The 15345-nt window shown below is 66.8% G+C and carries 18 protein-coding genes; 12 read left to right on the forward strand and 6 right to left on the reverse strand.

All coding sequences use genetic code 11. The annotated features are described in order from the left end of the window. Nucleotides 1-31: 31 nt before the first annotated feature. From folE to AC1REK_RS04880, 3 genes are all read left to right on the forward strand, one after another. Nucleotides 32-673, forward strand: coding sequence for a GTP cyclohydrolase I FolE (gene folE / locus AC1REK_RS04870; RefSeq protein WP_492270479.1), 642 nt, complete (start codon nucleotides 32-34; stop codon nucleotides 671-673). Between the two features lie 148 nt (nucleotides 674-821). Further along, entirely contained in the window at nucleotides 822-1226 is a 405-nt protein-coding gene (gene hisI / locus AC1REK_RS04875; protein WP_492270478.1) for a phosphoribosyl-AMP cyclohydrolase, read from the forward strand. A gap of 195 nt (nucleotides 1227-1421) precedes the next feature. After that, complete coding sequence (locus tag AC1REK_RS04880; RefSeq protein WP_492270477.1) at nucleotides 1422-2384, forward strand: patatin-like phospholipase family protein; 963 nt, start codon at nucleotides 1422-1424, stop codon at nucleotides 2382-2384. 183 nt (nucleotides 2385-2567) lie between these two features. On the opposite strand, the gene AC1REK_RS04885 is transcribed toward AC1REK_RS04880, so the two are convergent. Both AC1REK_RS04885 and AC1REK_RS04890 read right to left on the reverse strand, forming a co-directional pair. After that, on the reverse strand, nucleotides 2568-2999 hold the full coding sequence (locus AC1REK_RS04885) for a CBS domain-containing protein (protein WP_316019723.1): 432 nt from the start codon (nucleotides 2997-2999) through the stop codon (nucleotides 2568-2570). Between the two features lie 184 nt (nucleotides 3000-3183). Beyond that, complete coding sequence (locus AC1REK_RS04890; RefSeq protein ID WP_492270476.1) at nucleotides 3184-4005, reverse strand: rhomboid family intramembrane serine protease; 822 nt, start codon at nucleotides 4003-4005, stop codon at nucleotides 3184-3186. Between the two features lie 390 nt (nucleotides 4006-4395). Here AC1REK_RS04890 and AC1REK_RS04895 point away from each other — a divergent pair, with 390 nt between their 5' ends. The 3 genes from AC1REK_RS04895 to AC1REK_RS04905 all read left to right on the forward strand — a co-directional run bounded on the left by AC1REK_RS04895 (nucleotide 4396) and on the right by AC1REK_RS04905 (nucleotide 6668). Then, nucleotides 4396-4968 carry a PAS domain-containing protein gene (locus tag AC1REK_RS04895; RefSeq protein WP_492270475.1) on the forward strand — a complete coding sequence of 191 codons (573 nt, stop codon included), beginning with the start codon at nucleotides 4396-4398 and terminating at the stop codon, nucleotides 4966-4968. A 65-nt stretch (nucleotides 4969-5033) separates the two neighbouring features. Further along, nucleotides 5034-5648, forward strand: a complete 615-nt coding sequence (locus AC1REK_RS04900) for a PilZ domain-containing protein (RefSeq protein WP_316019726.1) — start codon at nucleotides 5034-5036, stop codon at nucleotides 5646-5648. Nucleotides 5649-6068: 420 nt separating this feature from the next. Beyond that, on the forward strand, nucleotides 6069-6668 hold the full coding sequence (locus tag AC1REK_RS04905; protein WP_492270474.1) for a transglutaminase-like cysteine peptidase: 600 nt from the start codon (nucleotides 6069-6071) through the stop codon (nucleotides 6666-6668). Nucleotides 6669-6873: 205 nt separating this feature from the next. Here AC1REK_RS04905 and AC1REK_RS04910 read toward each other — a convergent pair whose 3' ends face one another. Further along, nucleotides 6874-7404 carry a gamma carbonic anhydrase family protein gene (locus tag AC1REK_RS04910; RefSeq protein WP_316016961.1) on the reverse strand — a complete coding sequence of 177 codons (531 nt, stop codon included), beginning with the start codon at nucleotides 7402-7404 and terminating at the stop codon, nucleotides 6874-6876. A 54-nt stretch (nucleotides 7405-7458) separates the two neighbouring features. Then, entirely contained in the window at nucleotides 7459-7788 is a 330-nt protein-coding gene (locus AC1REK_RS04915) for a DUF6949 family protein (protein WP_492270473.1), read from the reverse strand. A gap of 204 nt (nucleotides 7789-7992) precedes the next feature. Between AC1REK_RS04915 and AC1REK_RS04920 the strand changes: the two genes are divergently transcribed. Then, nucleotides 7993-8718 carry a hypothetical protein gene (locus AC1REK_RS04920; protein WP_492270472.1) on the forward strand — a complete coding sequence of 242 codons (726 nt, stop codon included), beginning with the start codon at nucleotides 7993-7995 and terminating at the stop codon, nucleotides 8716-8718. A 174-nt stretch (nucleotides 8719-8892) separates the two neighbouring features. Here the strand turns inward: AC1REK_RS04920 and AC1REK_RS04925 are convergent, their stop codons facing one another. Beyond that, on the reverse strand, nucleotides 8893-9105 hold the full coding sequence (locus AC1REK_RS04925; protein WP_066469761.1) for a DUF3126 family protein: 213 nt from the start codon (nucleotides 9103-9105) through the stop codon (nucleotides 8893-8895). A 177-nt stretch (nucleotides 9106-9282) separates the two neighbouring features. On the opposite strand from AC1REK_RS04925, the gene AC1REK_RS04930 reads away from it, so the two are divergent. Further along, nucleotides 9283-10656, forward strand: a complete 1374-nt coding sequence (locus AC1REK_RS04930) for a serine hydrolase domain-containing protein (protein ID WP_492270471.1) — start codon at nucleotides 9283-9285, stop codon at nucleotides 10654-10656. A 188-nt stretch (nucleotides 10657-10844) separates the two neighbouring features. Here the strand turns inward: AC1REK_RS04930 and AC1REK_RS04935 are convergent, their stop codons facing one another. Then, complete coding sequence (locus tag AC1REK_RS04935; protein WP_327524078.1) at nucleotides 10845-11516, reverse strand: GntR family transcriptional regulator; 672 nt, start codon at nucleotides 11514-11516, stop codon at nucleotides 10845-10847. A 219-nt stretch (nucleotides 11517-11735) separates the two neighbouring features. Between AC1REK_RS04935 and dctP the strand changes: the two genes are divergently transcribed. The 4 genes from dctP to AC1REK_RS04955 all read left to right on the forward strand — a co-directional run bounded on the left by dctP (nucleotide 11736) and on the right by AC1REK_RS04955 (nucleotide 15229). Next, nucleotides 11736-12725: a TRAP transporter substrate-binding protein DctP gene (dctP, locus tag AC1REK_RS04940; protein WP_316016966.1), complete on the forward strand. Its 990-nt coding sequence runs from the start codon at nucleotides 11736-11738 to the stop codon at nucleotides 12723-12725. 226 nt (nucleotides 12726-12951) lie between these two features. Further along, complete coding sequence (locus tag AC1REK_RS04945) at nucleotides 12952-13470, forward strand: TRAP transporter small permease (RefSeq protein WP_492270470.1); 519 nt, start codon at nucleotides 12952-12954, stop codon at nucleotides 13468-13470. After that, nucleotides 13467-14759 carry a TRAP transporter large permease gene (locus AC1REK_RS04950; RefSeq protein ID WP_492270469.1) on the forward strand — a complete coding sequence of 431 codons (1293 nt, stop codon included), beginning with the start codon at nucleotides 13467-13469 and terminating at the stop codon, nucleotides 14757-14759. The genes AC1REK_RS04945 and AC1REK_RS04950 overlap by 4 nt, the downstream gene beginning before the upstream one ends. Before the next feature lie 35 nt (nucleotides 14760-14794). Then, complete coding sequence (locus tag AC1REK_RS04955) at nucleotides 14795-15229, forward strand: type II 3-dehydroquinate dehydratase (protein ID WP_492270468.1); 435 nt, start codon at nucleotides 14795-14797, stop codon at nucleotides 15227-15229. Nucleotides 15230-15345 lie beyond the last annotated feature (116 nt).

Here is a 15345-nt window from a genome sequence, read left to right on the forward strand (position 1 = left end):
AGGCCGGCAAAACCGTAACGGGAGGCTCCACATGGACAATGTGGTTAAGTCCTTGTCCGTAGAGCGGGCGATCAGCCCCTCCGCAGGCAAGTTCATCATCAAGCAGCCGACGCAGGCCCAGGCGGAGGATGCGGTCCGCACCCTGATTCTCTGGGCGGGCGACGATCCGTCGCGGGAAGGGCTGCTCGAGACCCCGGCCCGCGTCGCCAAGGCCTATCGCGAGCTCTACCGCGGCTATCAGGAGGATGCCGGCGCTATTCTCGACCGGGTCTTCGAGGAGGTCGACGGCTACCAGGACATGGTCCTGGTCCGCGACATCCCGTTCCATTCGCATTGCGAGCACCACATGGTGCCCTTCGTCGGCAAGGTCCATGTCGGCTACTACCCGAATGGCGGCGTCGTCGGCCTGTCGAAGCTCGCCCGCGTGGTCGATGTCTTCGCAAGGCGCCTTCAGACGCAGGAGACGATGACCGCCCAGATCGCCCATGCGATCGAGACGTCGCTGAAGCCGCATGGCGTCGCCGTTCTCGTCGAGGCTGAGCACATGTGCATGTCGATGCGCGGCGTGCAGAAGCAGGGCTCCTCGACCCTGACGACGCAGTATACCGGCCGCTTCCGCGACGCGGCGGAACAGGTCCGCTTCTTCACCATGGTGAAGTCCCCAGGGCTTTGACCTCCCGTCATTCCGGTCAAGCGCAGCGCAGTCCCGGAATCCATCGTAGAGTGCCGCCGCCCTTTGATGGATTCCGGATCGTAGCCGCTGCGCGGCTCGCCCGGAATGACGGCGACCGCGACAGAGCCAGCCCACCCAGGAACCCAGCATGACCGCCTACCCCAGCCTTTCCGACAAGCGGGAGATCGAGGAAGGCGCCGTGCTCGCGCCGAAATTCGACCGCGACGGCCTCCTCACCTGCATCGCGACCGATGCGAAGACCGGCGAATTGCTGATGGTCGCCCATATGAACGCCGAGTCGCTGAAGCGCAGCATCGAGACCGGCGAGGCTTGGTACTGGTCGCGCTCGCGCGGCGAGCTCTGGCACAAGGGCGACACCTCGGGCCAGGTCCAGACCATCGTCGAGATGCGCGTCGACTGCGATCAGGACGCGCTCTGGATCAAGGTCAATGTCGGTGGCGACGGCGGCTGCTGCCACACCCACCGGCGCAGCTGCTTCTATCGCTCGGTGCCCCTGCGCCATGAAGCCGGCGCGCCCCTGGCCTTCGCCTGAGGCTGGGTATTGGCAATCCTTAAACCAAGCTTTCATATTTATTTCAAAAGCGGGCGATAGCCGCTGTGATCTTCGGCGCCGTTCACCTTGCGCTCATCGGCTGGCACGATTCTGGAACCTCCACGGAGGACCGTGCCGATGATACTGGAGAACATCGCCAGGCGTGCTTTCGGTTTGGGCGGCGGTGGAGCTGCGATGAACGATCTCACCATCGAACCCGGGCTGCGCTATGGCCGGCCGCGGATCGGACTGGCGCTCGGCGGCGGCGCGGCGCGCGGCTGGGCCCATATCGGCGTGATCGGGGCGCTCGCTGAAGCCGGATACGCGCCGGATGTGATCGCCGGCACCTCGATCGGCGCGGTCGTCGGCGGCTGCTTTTCCGCCGGCAAGCTCGATGAGCTCACCGAATTCGCCCTCGGCCTGACCAAAAGGCGCGTCGTCGGCCTGATGGATTTCCATATCGGCGGCGCCGGCCTGATCGGCGGCGGCAGGCTGAAGCGGCTCCTCGAGCGCGATCTCTCCGGAATCCAGATCGCCGATCTTCCGCAGAAATTCGCGGCCATCGCGACTGAGCTCGGCACCGGCCACGAAATCTGGCTGACGCGCGGCTCGCTGGTCGACGCCCTGCGTGCCTCCTACGCCCTTCCCGGCGTATTCGACCCGGTCAAGCTCGGCGGCCGCTGGCTGATGGACGGCGCGCTGGTCAATCCCGTGCCCGTCTCGGCGGCGCGCGCGCTCGGCGCCGATGTCGTGCTCTGCGTCAACCTGAACACCGACATGGGCGGGCGCGGCACCGTGATCCAGTCGCATGGCGCCGACCCGGACCCGGAGACCTTCGATCCCGAGCAGCCGCCGCCGGTCTCCGGCTGGTTCGGTGGCATGAAGGAACGGGTGCGCGGCTTCGTCGGCCGCAACAACGACCAGCCCGGACTCGCCGGCGTGATGATCGACGCCTTCAACATCACCCAGGACCGGATCTCGCGCTCGCGCCTCGCCGGCGACCCGCCCGATGTGATGATCGGTCCCAAGCTCGGCCGCGTCGGCCTGTTCGACTTTCACCGCGCCGAGGAGGCGATCGCGCTCGGGCGCCAGGCGACCGAGCGCGCGCTCGACGAGATCGCCGCCGTGATCGCGGCGAACCGGGTGCCGCTGTCCTGAGGCTTCACAGCCAAGGCGCTGTCTCACTGTCATCCCGGACGCAGCGAAGCGGAGATCCGGGATCCATTCCGGAGCCTTTCCGATCAAAGCTCGGGCATGGGGCCCGTGTCTCCCTACGGTCGCCCGGGACGACCCACGGCGGCAGCGATCAGGAGCCTTCGATCAGAAGGGGAGCCGCGCCCCTCAGGCCATCGCGATATAGTCGCGCATCGCCTTGCTCTCGGCCTCGATCTCGGCCACCCGGTGCTTGACCACGTCGCCGATCGAGACGATTCCTGCGACGCGACCCTCCTCCATCACCGGCACATGCCGGAAGCGGCCCGAGGTCATGATCTCCATCAGCTCGTCGATGCTGGTCTCGCGCCGGCAGGTCACCACCTTGGCGGTCATGGCGCGCGAGACCGGGCTCGCCAGCGCCTCGGCGCCGCTGGCCCCGATCGCCCGGATGATGTCGCGCTCGGAGAGGATGCCGAGCAGGCTGCCATCGGCCCCGGTCACCACCACGGCGCCGATGCGCTTTTCGGCGAGCGTGCCGGCAGCTTCGCCCAGCGTGCGATGAGGCTGGAGCGAGACGACTTCGTGACCCTTGTTTCCGAGGATGTGAGCGACGTTCATCGAGTATTCCTCCGACGATAGGCGCCACAAAGGGCGCGCACAGGCCACTGGAACCACTGCAACGCCGCCAGCCGACAGGTCGCCCCCATCTGCGATCCGGCGCTACGCTGGATCGGTTCGAATGTGAGCGAACTCTGCGGCGACGGCAAGGCGGTCCTGCGCACACCCGCAGGGGTTGCAGGACTCAGCGTCGGCGGACCGGCCCGCGGTCGAGCAAGGGGAAGAGCAGCAATCCGGCCACGAAGCCGCCGATATGCGCCTCCCAGGCGATGCTTGTCTCCTCGCCGAGGATCGGCACCAGCCCGGCACCGAACAGGATGTTGGTGACGAACCAGATCACGATGAACAGGAGTGCCCGCGAATTGCGCCACAGGCTGCCGAGCGGCTCGGCCGGGATCGCCCGCACCGCCTCGTCATGGCCGAGCCCGCCGAAATGCACGCCGGGCGAGAAGACGAAGCGGATCGCCGCCGCCGTCGCCCCGGAGACGCCGGCCGAGATGCCGACCAGCGGCAGCACGTCGAGCTCGCGCGACCACCAGTGCAGCAGCGCGCCGGCGATGGTCGAAAGCGCGATCAGGTTGAGGAAGCGGCCGGTGCCGAGCCGGCGCGCCACCGGGCTGCCGAAGGCGGCGAGCCAGACGACGTTCGAGATCAGGTGCAGCCAGGAGCCATGGAGCAGCCCGTAGGTCAGCAGGGTCCACAGATGCGCGCCGCCATCGGCGAGCAGCAGCCGCACCAGTTGCAGGCGCTGGCCGAACTCGACGCTGCCGGCGGTGCCGAGTGACTGGGCGAGTTCGTCGAGACGCTCCGGCGAGAGCCACAATGTCAGCCGCGCCGGTACGAAGGCGAGCCAGGACATCACGACGAAGTCGTCATAGGCGCTGAGCAGCTCGCGAGCGCCCTGCACCAGAACGAGCGCCGCGATCAGCCAGACCACGGCGGCCGGCAGGTTGAGGATGGGCTCGCTCGGAGGGGGCCGAAGACGGTCGTCTGGGTTCACGGACATCGGGCCCTTCACTGGCTCAAGCGCGGGCTCCAGGCAATCGGAAAGGTCGGCAAAGGAAAAGGGGAGAGCGCGAGCCCTCCCCTTTCCTGCCCCCTGGCCGGTCGCGTCCCCACGCCACCCCGTCAGCCGGATGCCGACACGCACCGCGCGACGGCGAATTCCGCATGCAAGATAGATCGCATTTTACACGGTTATCCACAATCCTAACGCTTTATTAACCCTAACAGACCCCCACCGGCCGATCTCGCCACGCTACGATGGCCAGACGGCACGCACTCTGCGTCCCTCGCTCAGCCAAGGACTCAAACGTCTCTGATTCGTACGGATGCGCCCCGATTTGGGACGTAACCCGCACAAATCGGAGGACGCAGGACCCGACTGGACAATGCTATGAAGAACCCGAGCACCCGCCTGGTTTTTAACTATTGGGACGAGCTGCGCGGCGAGCGCAACGCCCCGGAGCGCGGCGAGATCGAGCCCGGCGCCCTGCGCCACGCGCTGGCGGATACCTTCGTTCTGGAGAACGAGCCGATCGGTCCGGTCTTCCGGCTCGCCGGCACCAGGCTCTGCGCCCTGTTCGGGCGCGAGCAGCGTGGGCGGGCCTTCGCCGCGCTCTGGCCGGATGTCGAGACTCAAGGCGAGATGCGTCGCCTGGTCCAGACCGTGATGGACGAGACCGCAGGCGCGGTCGCCGGCCTCTCTGCCGAGACCATCGGCGGCGCGAGCGTGCATCTTGAACTGCTGCTGCTGCCGCTGCGCTATCGCGGCCGCACCCATGCCCGCGTGCTGGGCGCCCTCTCCCCGGCGGTGACGCCGGAATGGCTCGGCCTCGACACGCTGGATTCGATGCGGATGATCTCGCTCAGGATGATCTGGCCGGGCACCCCGTCGCCCCGCCATGTCGAGGCGCCTATTGCCGACAAGCGGCCGAAACTGATGCTGCTGCCCGGCGGGCGTGCCTGAAAAGGCTAACCAACTCTTAACCAGCGACCCTCTAGGGTAACTCCGGTTAAGAACCGGAATCCCTCATGCTGACCGCGCCGAACAATCAGAGGAGAGCGGCCGCGCCTGTCGAACGCAGGCGTCATCAGCGCATGAAGGTCGTGCTGCTCGGCCGCTACATGCTGCCGAACCGCATGGAATATCCCTGCCAGACCACGGATATTTCTCCCGGCGGCCTGCACGTCACCGCTCCGGCCAAGCCCGCGACCGGCGACCGCGTCATCATCTACCTCGAGCATCTCGGCCGCATTGAGGGCCACGCTGTCCGCAATACCCCGGACGGCTTCGCCATGACGATCACCGCGACGAGCCGCAAGCGCGAGAAATTCACGGCGCAGCTGACCTGGCTCGCTAACCGCGACGAGCTCGGCCTGCCCGAGGATCGCCGCCATGAACGCGTCGTGCCGCGCAATCCGCGCTGCGTCGTGACGCTGGAGGACGGCACCGAGCACTCCGTGCGCGTGATCGACTTCTCGCTCTCCGGCGCAGCCTTCGCCTCCGACCATCAGTTCACCATGGGTGCACCCGTGCGCCTCGGCAACACGGCCGCCAAGATCGTCCGGCGCTTCGACGGCGGCTACGCCGCCGAATTCCGCATGCCGCTCTCCGCCGACCTGCTCGACGAGAATCTCGAGCTCTGATCGGCCGCGGCCCGCCGCGCCGCATCGCTCCAAATCCCGCCACCGAGAGAACATCAGATCGCCAGGCCGCGTCCGGCAGGACGTTTTGCGTTCCACGCGCGCGACCTCGCCGGGCCGCACTCCGGCGGTCGACGGCTGGCGGCCTCGCCTCTGCCCCTGAGATCTCGATCGCCTCCGCCGTGCCGGCCTCGCGCCGCCGACCTCCCGCGGCTGGTTAACAAATCCTTGCACGAGCGCTCAAAATTATTACAATGAGTTTTATACTTGGTTTGTACTGAAATCCGCCGCCAGAAGAAAAGCCGATTTAGATAAAATTGCTCGCTTTCACTTCAAGCGATCTCTATGGCCGCAAGTCAAAGTCATCCCCGGGACAGGAAAGGGGACGACATGCTTTCGAAAGTTCGGGGATATCGCAGCTGCTTGATCGCCGCTGCAATCGGATTGGCAGCGACGGCGGCGCAGGCCCAGTCGCAGAGCGCCGGGCTGCCGGTCGCCAGCGCGCCGATCATCGCCAACGGCGATGCGAGGGCGCCTTACGCCTGGACGGATTTCTGCAAGCGCACCCCCTCGGAATGCGCCGTGAACACCCAGGAAGACGATACGGTCGAGCTGACGCCGAAGCTCTGGAAGACGATCGTCGCGACCAATCTCAAGGCCAACCGCGAGATCGAGGCGGTCACCGACCAGGATCACTGGGGCGTCGTCGATCGCTGGGACATCCCGACCGACGGCAAGGGTGACTGCGAGGATTACGTGCTCCTGAAGCGCAAGCGCCTCGCCGAGGCCGGCGTTCCGCGCCGGGCCATGCGCGTCACCGTGGTGATCGACGAGGACAATGCCGGCCATGCCGTGCTGATGATCCGCACCGATCGCGGCGACCTGATCCTCGACAACAAGCGCAACGCGATCCTGCCCTGGAGCCAGACCGGCTACACCTATGTGAAGCGCGAATCCCAGGCCCGTGTCGGATGGACTTCGCTTGGCGGCCTGTCGACGCCGACCGTGGCGTCGCTGCGCTGAACTGAACCAAACCGCGCCGGACGGGGACCAGGGTCCGGCGAGGTCGAGAAAGACGGCGGCGGCGGCCCGTTCGAGGCGCCGGCCCCGCCGGAAAGATGGCGCGGCCCGGTCACGTCCCCACCCACCCGTCCCCGACCGGGCGACGTCTAGGGCCGGCCCCTTCCCCGGGGGCCGGCCCGCTTCGTTTTTGGCGGGTGTCTGCCCTTCAGCCGACCTGCTTCATGCCGGCGGCGAAGCGCCTCCAGTTCTTGACATAGCCCGCAGAGGCCCGGCGCAACCCCTCTACGGCGGCATCGTCCAGCGAGCGCAGCGCCCGGGCTGGCGAGCCGACGATCAGCGAATTGTCGGGATACTCCTTGCCCTCGGTCACCAGCGCATTGGCGCCGACCAGGCAGTTGCGGCCGATCTTGGCGCCGTTGAGGATGGTCGCGCCCATGCCGACCAGGCTGTTCTCGCCGATCGTGCAGCCATGCAGGATGGCGCGATGGCCGATCGTGCAGCCGGCGCCGATGCTGAGCGGGAAGCCCATATCGGTGTGCAGCATGCAGCCTTCCTGGATGTTCGAGCGCTCGCCGATCTCGATCCACTCATTGTCGCCGCGCAGCACGCAGCCGAACCAGATTCCGACATCGCGGCCGAGACGGACCCGGCCGATGACATGGGCGTCGGGCGCCAGCCACCATTCCCCCTCCGCCGGGGTTTCCGGCACGGTTCCATCGAGCGAGTAGAGCGGCATCGGCATGTTCCTCGTTGACTGGCGAGGAGGAATGCCGGCCCTGCGACCCTGCCGTCAAGCCGCGCCGAGCAACAGAAGCAGGTCGAGCACCACGCGCCCGCTGATCAGGCTCCAGAGCGAAGCGACCATGCTCGCCGCCATCACGAAGAAGAAGGGCCGGCCCTCGATGCGGCGGCCGCGCACCGTGTTGCGCAGGATCAGGAAGGGCGCGCTGAACACCACGACCGGTACGCTCGCCACTGCCCTCACCCCGCCGGTCTCGAGCAGCTCGAAGCCGGCGCGGCGCTGCGTGAACAGCTCGAAGGCGCTGGCCAGCAGCCCGGCGAAGGCGAAGCCGATGAACAGCGATTTCAGCGCCTCGACGGCTGCGGGTTCGAGCGACACGGGGACACGGACCTTACGCTACTGGCGATGCCCGACCATGCCGCAAGCGCGCGAAAGCGGAAAGCAGGATCGTAACCTTTGGTTAACCATGACGTCCCTGCCCGCTCAGACCCGCGCCCGGCCGACATGGTTTACGCGCCGTTAAGCGCGCTCTGATTCAGTCTTGGCAAGGCCGCAGCGGCCGCCATCCCGGATGCTTTGATCATGAGCCTGCACGCCACCCCGGAACGCCATTACCCCGGTCACGGCGCCGCCGATGTCGCGACGCTGATCCGCAACCGTCTGCAGCGTCGACCGGCTCCCGTGCTGCCGAGCGGCGACCGGGCCCTGCTGCGCCTTGCCGCCGCCGTGCTCTTCCTCGGTCTTGCCGGAACCGGCCTCGCCCTGCTGGCGACGCGGACGCCGGCCGACACCGGCCACGAGCTTCAGGCGACGCGCGTCGGCGACACCGTGCTGGCGATTCCCGAAAACCTGACCGGCGCGGATTCGGAGGAAGGGCGCCTCGTCGGCATGGCGCGGCTGCGGCTGGACTGGCCAAGCCTCGGCCCGGTCACGTCGGAGACGCGCAGCCGCCTGCTGGTGACCCTGAGCCCGCAGGACAAGGTCAACGAGCCGGCGACGCAGCTTTCGGTCTATGCCCGCTTCCTGACCAATACGGTCTGGTCCAATCCGGGCGGGCTCGTGGTGCGCGGCTTCCGCAAGGGCTCGCCCTATCAGGGCGACGAGCTGTTCGTCTCGGTGCCCGACGGTCGCGGCTTTGCGGCGCGCTGCCCGATCGCGGTGCCGGCCTCGGGGCTCGACGAGCTTTGCCGCGTGACCTTCCGCCATCGCGGCATGGATGTGAACATCCGCTTCCCGCGCGCCATCATCGCCGATTGGGAACTGATGCTCGGCGGCGTCCGCCGCGCCGTCGACCGGCTGGTGCGCTAGGACCGCCCGGCACCAGCAGGCCGTCATTCCGGCTCGAGCAAAGCGAAACGCCGGAATCCATCGCAGGACTCCGGCGTTCGAAGATGGTTTCCGGCGCTGCACGGCTTCGCCGCGTCTCCGGAATGACGAGCTTGGCTCAGCGGAAAATCGCGTTTCCACGGAGCCTTAGGAGCCTCAGTCGTCGAGATCGACGTCGAGGATCGCCATGGTGAAGTTGAAGGAACGGTCGCCATCCTCGTCGTCGACGTGGATGATGCCGATGAACTCGTCGGCGAGGTAGACCTCGGCGGAATCGGTCTTCTTCATCCGCGCCCGCACGCTGATCTGATGGTTCGAGAAGGTGCGGCGAAGATAGGCTTCGAGCTTGGCGAGTTCGGTCTTGTCCACGTGGGCGATCCTTTTGCGTTGGGCGGACGGATGCCATGCGAGGCCGGCGAGAGCAAGCGAAACGGCATCTCCCCCGGACGAGCGCAACCTGCATGGGCCCATCCGCCGGAGCACCTGACGCAACGGCGCCGCGCGTGACATGTTCCCGCTGAACCGGCTCGAAGGATAGGTCTTGCGATGAAACCCTGGTTGCCTCCCGCCCTGGACTATATCGCGAGCTGGCTCGCCTTCCAGCGTCGCCATCACGACCAGCCCGGCTGCGCCGTAGCCGTCGCCAGCGGCGGCAAGATCGTGCTCGAGGCGGCCTTCGGCAAGGCCGATCTTTCCAGCGGCGAGGCCTTGACGCCGCGCCATGGCTTCCGCATCGCCTCGCATTCGAAGAGCTTCACCGCGGCCGGCCTGCTGCGTCTCGCCGAAGCCGGCCGCCTGCGCCTCGACGATGAGGTCGGCGCCTATGTGCCGGGCCTGCACGAGGACGTCGCGAAGGTCACTCTCACCCAGCTCCTCTCCAACAGCGCCGGCCTCGTTCGCGACGGCGCCGATTCCAGCCAGTTCTTCGATCGTCGTCCCTATCGCCGCCGCGACGAATTGCTGGCCGACCTCGCCCGGCCGCCGGTCTACCCGCCGGCGCAGCGCCTGAAATACTCCAATCACGGCTTCGCCCTCGCCGGGTTGGTGATCGAGGCGGTGACCGGCCAAGCCTATCCCGACTGGATTCTGCGCGAGATCGTCGCCCCTGCCGGCCTGAGCGAGACGCAGCCCGATATCGGCCTGTGGACCGGCCCGATGGCCAAGGGCCATAGCGGCACCCAGCCGCTGGGCCGGCGCGTGATGATCCCCGCCGACAATCCCGGCAACGCAATGACCGCGGCCGCCGGCTTCGTCGCCACCGCCGCCGACGTCGCCCGCTACTTCGCGCAGCTCTCGCCGCATGCCGAGACCAGCATCCTCTCGCCGCTCAGCCGGCGCGAGATGACGCGCCGGCTCTGGCCGGACAGCGAGAGCGACCTCGGCCGGCATTACGGGCTCGGCACCATCTCCGGCGGCGAAGGCGACTGGCACTGGGTCGGCCATTCCGGCGGCTTCCAGGGCTTCATCACCCGCACCGTCATCCTGCCCGAGCAGGATCTGACCGTCTCGGTGCTGACCAATGCGATCGACGGCCTCGCCCATCCCTGGCTCGACGGCGTCGTCCACATCCTCAAGACCTTCTCCGGCCACGGCGCCCCCTCCGAGGTAACGCGGGACTGGGCCGGGCGCTGGTGGACGATCTGGGGAGCAGGCGATCTCGTACCGGGCGAGAGCAAGGTGCTCTGCGCCAATCCCGCCCTGTTCACGCCCTTCCTCGATGCCCCGGAGATCACGGTCGAGGCTCCCGATCACGGCCGCATCGTCAAGGCCTCGGCCTTCCACAGCCCGGGCGAGCCGGCGCGGCTCGTCCGCGACGGAGCGGGCAAGGTCACCTCGGTCTGGCTCGGCGGCGGCGAGGCGATCGGCGAGGACGCGCTGCGCGCCGAAATGCTTGAGCGCTATGGCCGGGCCGAGAGCTGAAGCGAAGCGCTCAGACCGATTTCAGAAGTCGTCCCGGGCGACCCGAGGAGACCCGGGCCCCATGCCTGAGCCTTCCCGAAAAAATGCCCCGGTATGGATCCCGGATCGGCGCGGCTGAAGCCGCTTGTCCGGGATGACGGCGCGGATCGACGGAGGAACAACGCAGGCGACGATCAGGCCGTCGAAACCTAGCCGAGCATCCCCAGCGCCAGCGTGTGCTCGACGCAGGCATTGACGTGGACATCGAGCACGGCCGCGGCGCGCTCCTGATCGCGCTTCAGCGCGCAGTCGAGCAGGATCTGGTGCTCCTCGGCGGCGATCTGCCCGCGAAAGATCACCGCGACCATCTGGTAGCGCAGATATTTGTCGTAGATCGCGGCATGCGTATCGAGCAGCACCTGCGAACCGCAGGCCGAGATCAGCGCGTGGTGGAACTCCCAGTCATAGCGCTTCCAGAGCTCGGCATCGGCCCGGTCCTTGTCGAGCATGCGCTTTTCCATCTGGGCGAGCTTGTGATGGGCCGCGACGACGCGCCCCTCCCATTCCATGTCGCCGGCTTCGAAGGACTGGGCCAGCGCATGCCCTTCCAGCAGCAGCCGCATCGCCGCGAGTTCGCGCAGATTGGTCGCGGAGACCGGCGCGACCATGAAGCCCTTCTGGCCCTCGGCCGCGATCAGGCCTTCCGAGGCGAGCCGATTCAGCAATTCGCGCAAGGTGCTGACGCTGGCGCCATAGCCCTCGCGCAGCACCTCCAGCTTGAGCTTCTGCCCGGGCGCCAGCCTGCCGAAGATGATGTCGGCGCGGATGCGGCGATAGGCCAGCTCTCCGACAGACGCGTCCGGCGGGGCGATGTTGAGCATCTTCACGGCCTCGATGCGGGTGAACGGATCATGCCGGCGCCGTGGCTCCCGCCCCGTGCCGCCGGCCAATGCTAGCGCAGCCCCGGCAGATTGCACAATCGTCTGGCAAAATCAAAAACATCATACGAAACTAAAAATCGAGGTTGCGCCTGCGCCGAGCTGTGGCGATAGTGCGCCCCGACAGGCGGCATCATAAGTCGCCATGCAGGAGGGATCGGCATGACATTCAAGCTCGACAGGCGCGCTCTGCTCGCTGGCGGCGCCGCCGCGGCGACGGTTGGCTTCACCGGCGCGGCCATGGCCCAGGGCAAGCCCAATCTGCGCTTCTCCGCGGTGTTCTCCGAGCAGGACATCCGCGCCGAGATGATGAAGAAGTTCGGCGAGGCCATCAAAGAGGACTTCACGCTCCAGCCCTATTACGGCGGCAACCTGTTCAAGCAGGGCACCGAGCTGGTGGCGATGCAGCGCAACAACCTCGAAATGGGGAACATCGCGCCACAGGACGTCTCGAACCAGATCCCGGCCTGGTCGATCGTCACCTCCGCCTATCTCTTCCGCGACGCCGACCATCTCAAGAAGGTCTTCGCCAGCCCGGTCGGCGCCGAGCTCAAGAAGATGGCAGAGGACAAGCTCAACATCAAAATCCTCGGGCCGACCTATTTCGGCGCCCGCCAGGTCGGCCTGAAGCCGAAGAAGAAGATCAACACCCCCGCCGACATGGCCGGCATCAAGCTGCGCATGCCTGGCGGCGACGCCTGGCAGTTCCTTGGCCAGTCGCTTGGCGCCAACCCGACGCCGATGGCCTATGCCGAGGTCTATACAGGCCTGCAGAGCGGCGCGATCGACGGCCAGGACAACCCGCTGCCCAACGTCCAGAACATGAAGTTCTACGAGGTCTCCTCGCAGATCGTGCTGACTTCGCATCTCGTCGGCTTCGACCTGCTCTGCGTCACCAAGCGCGTCTGGGACGGCATGGATGCCAAGAAGCAGGCCGCCTTCCAGGCCGCCGCCGACGCCGCGATCGACTGGAGCACCAAGGAGCACCTCGCCAAGGAGGTCGAGCTCGCCGACTTCTTCAAGAAGCAGGGGCTCGAGGTCTACACGCCCGATCTCAAGGCCTTCCGCGACTTCGCCCAGAAGAAGTACCTGGAATCCGACCTCGCCAAGGGCTGGACGCCGGGCATGCTCGACAAGATCAACGCGCTCTGAGCCGATCCGGCCGGGTCGAAACGGGTCCGGCCGGCAGCTCCACCTTTTGAACCATTGATGGGGAACGCATGATCCGATCAGCCTGCTCAACGGGCTGACCGGCGCGGGCTTTGTCGTCACCGCCTTCGGCCAGTGGCCGAGCAATCCAGTTTCTGCGCCAGGCTTCTTGGGGCCGGCGCGGCCCGCCGATTGAGGGGTCGGCGGGCCGAAATTCGAGGGAGGACCGATGCTGCGCTCGCTGAAACCGCTCGGAGCCTGGCTTGCACGCCGCGCCGAGAATGTCCTCGTGCTGATGCTCGGCGCGATGTTCGCCGTGTTCCTCGTGCAGATCGTCTTCCGCTACGTCTTCAACTTTCCGATCGGCTGGACACATGAGATCAGCGTCCTGCTCTGGCTCTGGCTGGTGCTGTTCGGCGCCGCCTTCGTCACCCGCGAGAGCGACGAGATCCGCTTCGACATCATCTATGGCGCGGTCGGCCCGAAGGCCCGGCGCATCATGGCGGTCCTCACCGCCGTGCCATTGATCGTGCTCTACACGATCTCGCTGCCCGCGATGGCCGACTATGTCTCCTTCATGAAGGTCGAGCGCACCGCCTATCTGAAGCTGCCCTTCAACTGGGTCTATTCGATCTACATCGCCTTCGCGGTCGCCGCGATCGTGCGCTATCTCTGGCTCTGCACGCAGGCGCTGCGCGGCAAGGCGCCGGAGGCCTTCGACCCGACCAAGGCGGGCTCCGGCGTATGAGCCCCTTCGCCCTCTGCATCGCGACGATCGTCGCCCTGTCGCTGCTCGGCCTGCCGATCGGCCACGCCATGATCGCCGGCTCGATCTTCTATTTGCTGCTGGCCGGCCAGGATCTCTCCATCGCCGCCGAGCAATTGCTCAACGGCATGTACACCAACTACGTCATCCTCGCCGTGCCGCTCTTCATCCTGGCGGCCGAGCTGATGAACATCGGCAGCATGACCGAGCGTCTGCTGCGCTTCTGCGATGCGCTGGTCGGCCGCTTCCGCGGCGGCCTCGCCCAGGTCAACGTCGTCCAGAGCGTGATCTTCGCCGGCATGTCCGGCTCCGCCATCGCCGATGCCGCCGGCACGGGGCGGATGATGCAGGCGATGATGACCAAGGACGGCAAGTACCCGCCGAGCTTCGCCGCGGCGTTGACGGCGGTCACCGCCGTCATCGGGCCGATCATCCCGCCCTCGATCCCGATGGTGCTCTACGCCCTGGTCTCGGATGCCTCGATCGGCTTCCTCTTCCTTGGCGGCGTGATCCCCGGCCTGCTGATGGCCCTGGCGCAGATGAGCCTGATCGGCGCCACCGCCCGCCGCCGCAATTTCCCGGTCGAGGCTCCGGTGCCGTTGCGCGAGCTTCCGGGCATCACCTGGCGGGCCTTCCCGGCGCTGATGATGCCGGTCGTGCTGCTCGGCGGCATCTATGGCGGCGCGACCACGCCGACCGAGGCCGCAGCGGTCGCGGCCGCCTACGCGCTGGCGATCTCGGTGCTGCTCTACCGCAGCGTCTCGCTGCGCGCCTTCTACGCTTCGCTCGCCTACAGCGCCCGCACCACCGCCTCGATCGGCATGCTGATCGCCGGCGCGCTCGTCTTCAACTACGTCGTCACCATCGAGAACATCCCGGAGAGCCTGAAGCTCTTCCTCTCCGGCTGGGATCTTTCGCCCATCGGCTTCCTGATCCTGGTCAACCTGATCCTGCTCATCCTGGGCTGCCTGCTCGAAGGCACCGCGATCCTGCTGATCGTCGTGCCGGTCTTCATCCCGACCGCCAAGGCGCTCGGCATCGACATGGTGCATTTCGGCGTCGTCGTGGTCGTCAACATCATGCTCGGCCTGATCACACCGCCCTATGGCCTGCTGCTCTTCGTCATGACCAACATCACCGGCGTCCCGCTGCGCGACATCGTCCGCGAATGCATGCCCTTCCTCTGGGCGATGCTGGTGGCGCTGGCCCTCATCACCTTCATCCCCGAGCTCGTGCTCTGGCTGCCCCGCCTGATGGGCTACCAGGGCTGAGCGCAGATGAACGGAAACCACGAACAGGTGCTGCCGTGAACAAGCCGATCTATGTCCTGAACGGGCCGAACCTCAATCGCCTCGGCAAGCGCGAGCCGCATATCTACGGCAAGACCACGCTCGCCGAGGTCGAGACCCTGTGCCGCGAGACGGCTGGCGACTGGCCGGTCGAGTTCCGGCAGAGCAACCGCGAATACGAGCTGGTCGACTGGATCCATGAGGCGATCGACGAAGGCAGCGCGATCATCATCAACCCGGCAGCCTATTCCTTCACCTCGATCGCGATCCTCGACGCGCTGAAGATGTTCCCGGGCCCGATCATCGAGCTCCACATCTCCAACATCCACCGCCGCGAGGCGCACTATCACAAATCCTATGTCTCGCTCGCCGCGACCGCGATCATCGCCGGCCTCGGCGCCCGCGGCTACGCCACCGCCATCCGCTCGGCGATCGAATTGGTAGAGGGCTAGCGGAGCAGTCGTTCGGAGCTGGCTTACCCATCTCCCACAGCCCTCATCCTGAGGAGCCATTCCGACAGGAATGGCGTCTCGAAGGATGCTTCAGGCGGCTCCGGAAGCAGCTGGAG

The sequence above is a fragment of the Allobosea sp. GW823-FHT02B03 genome (assembly GCF_058797755.1).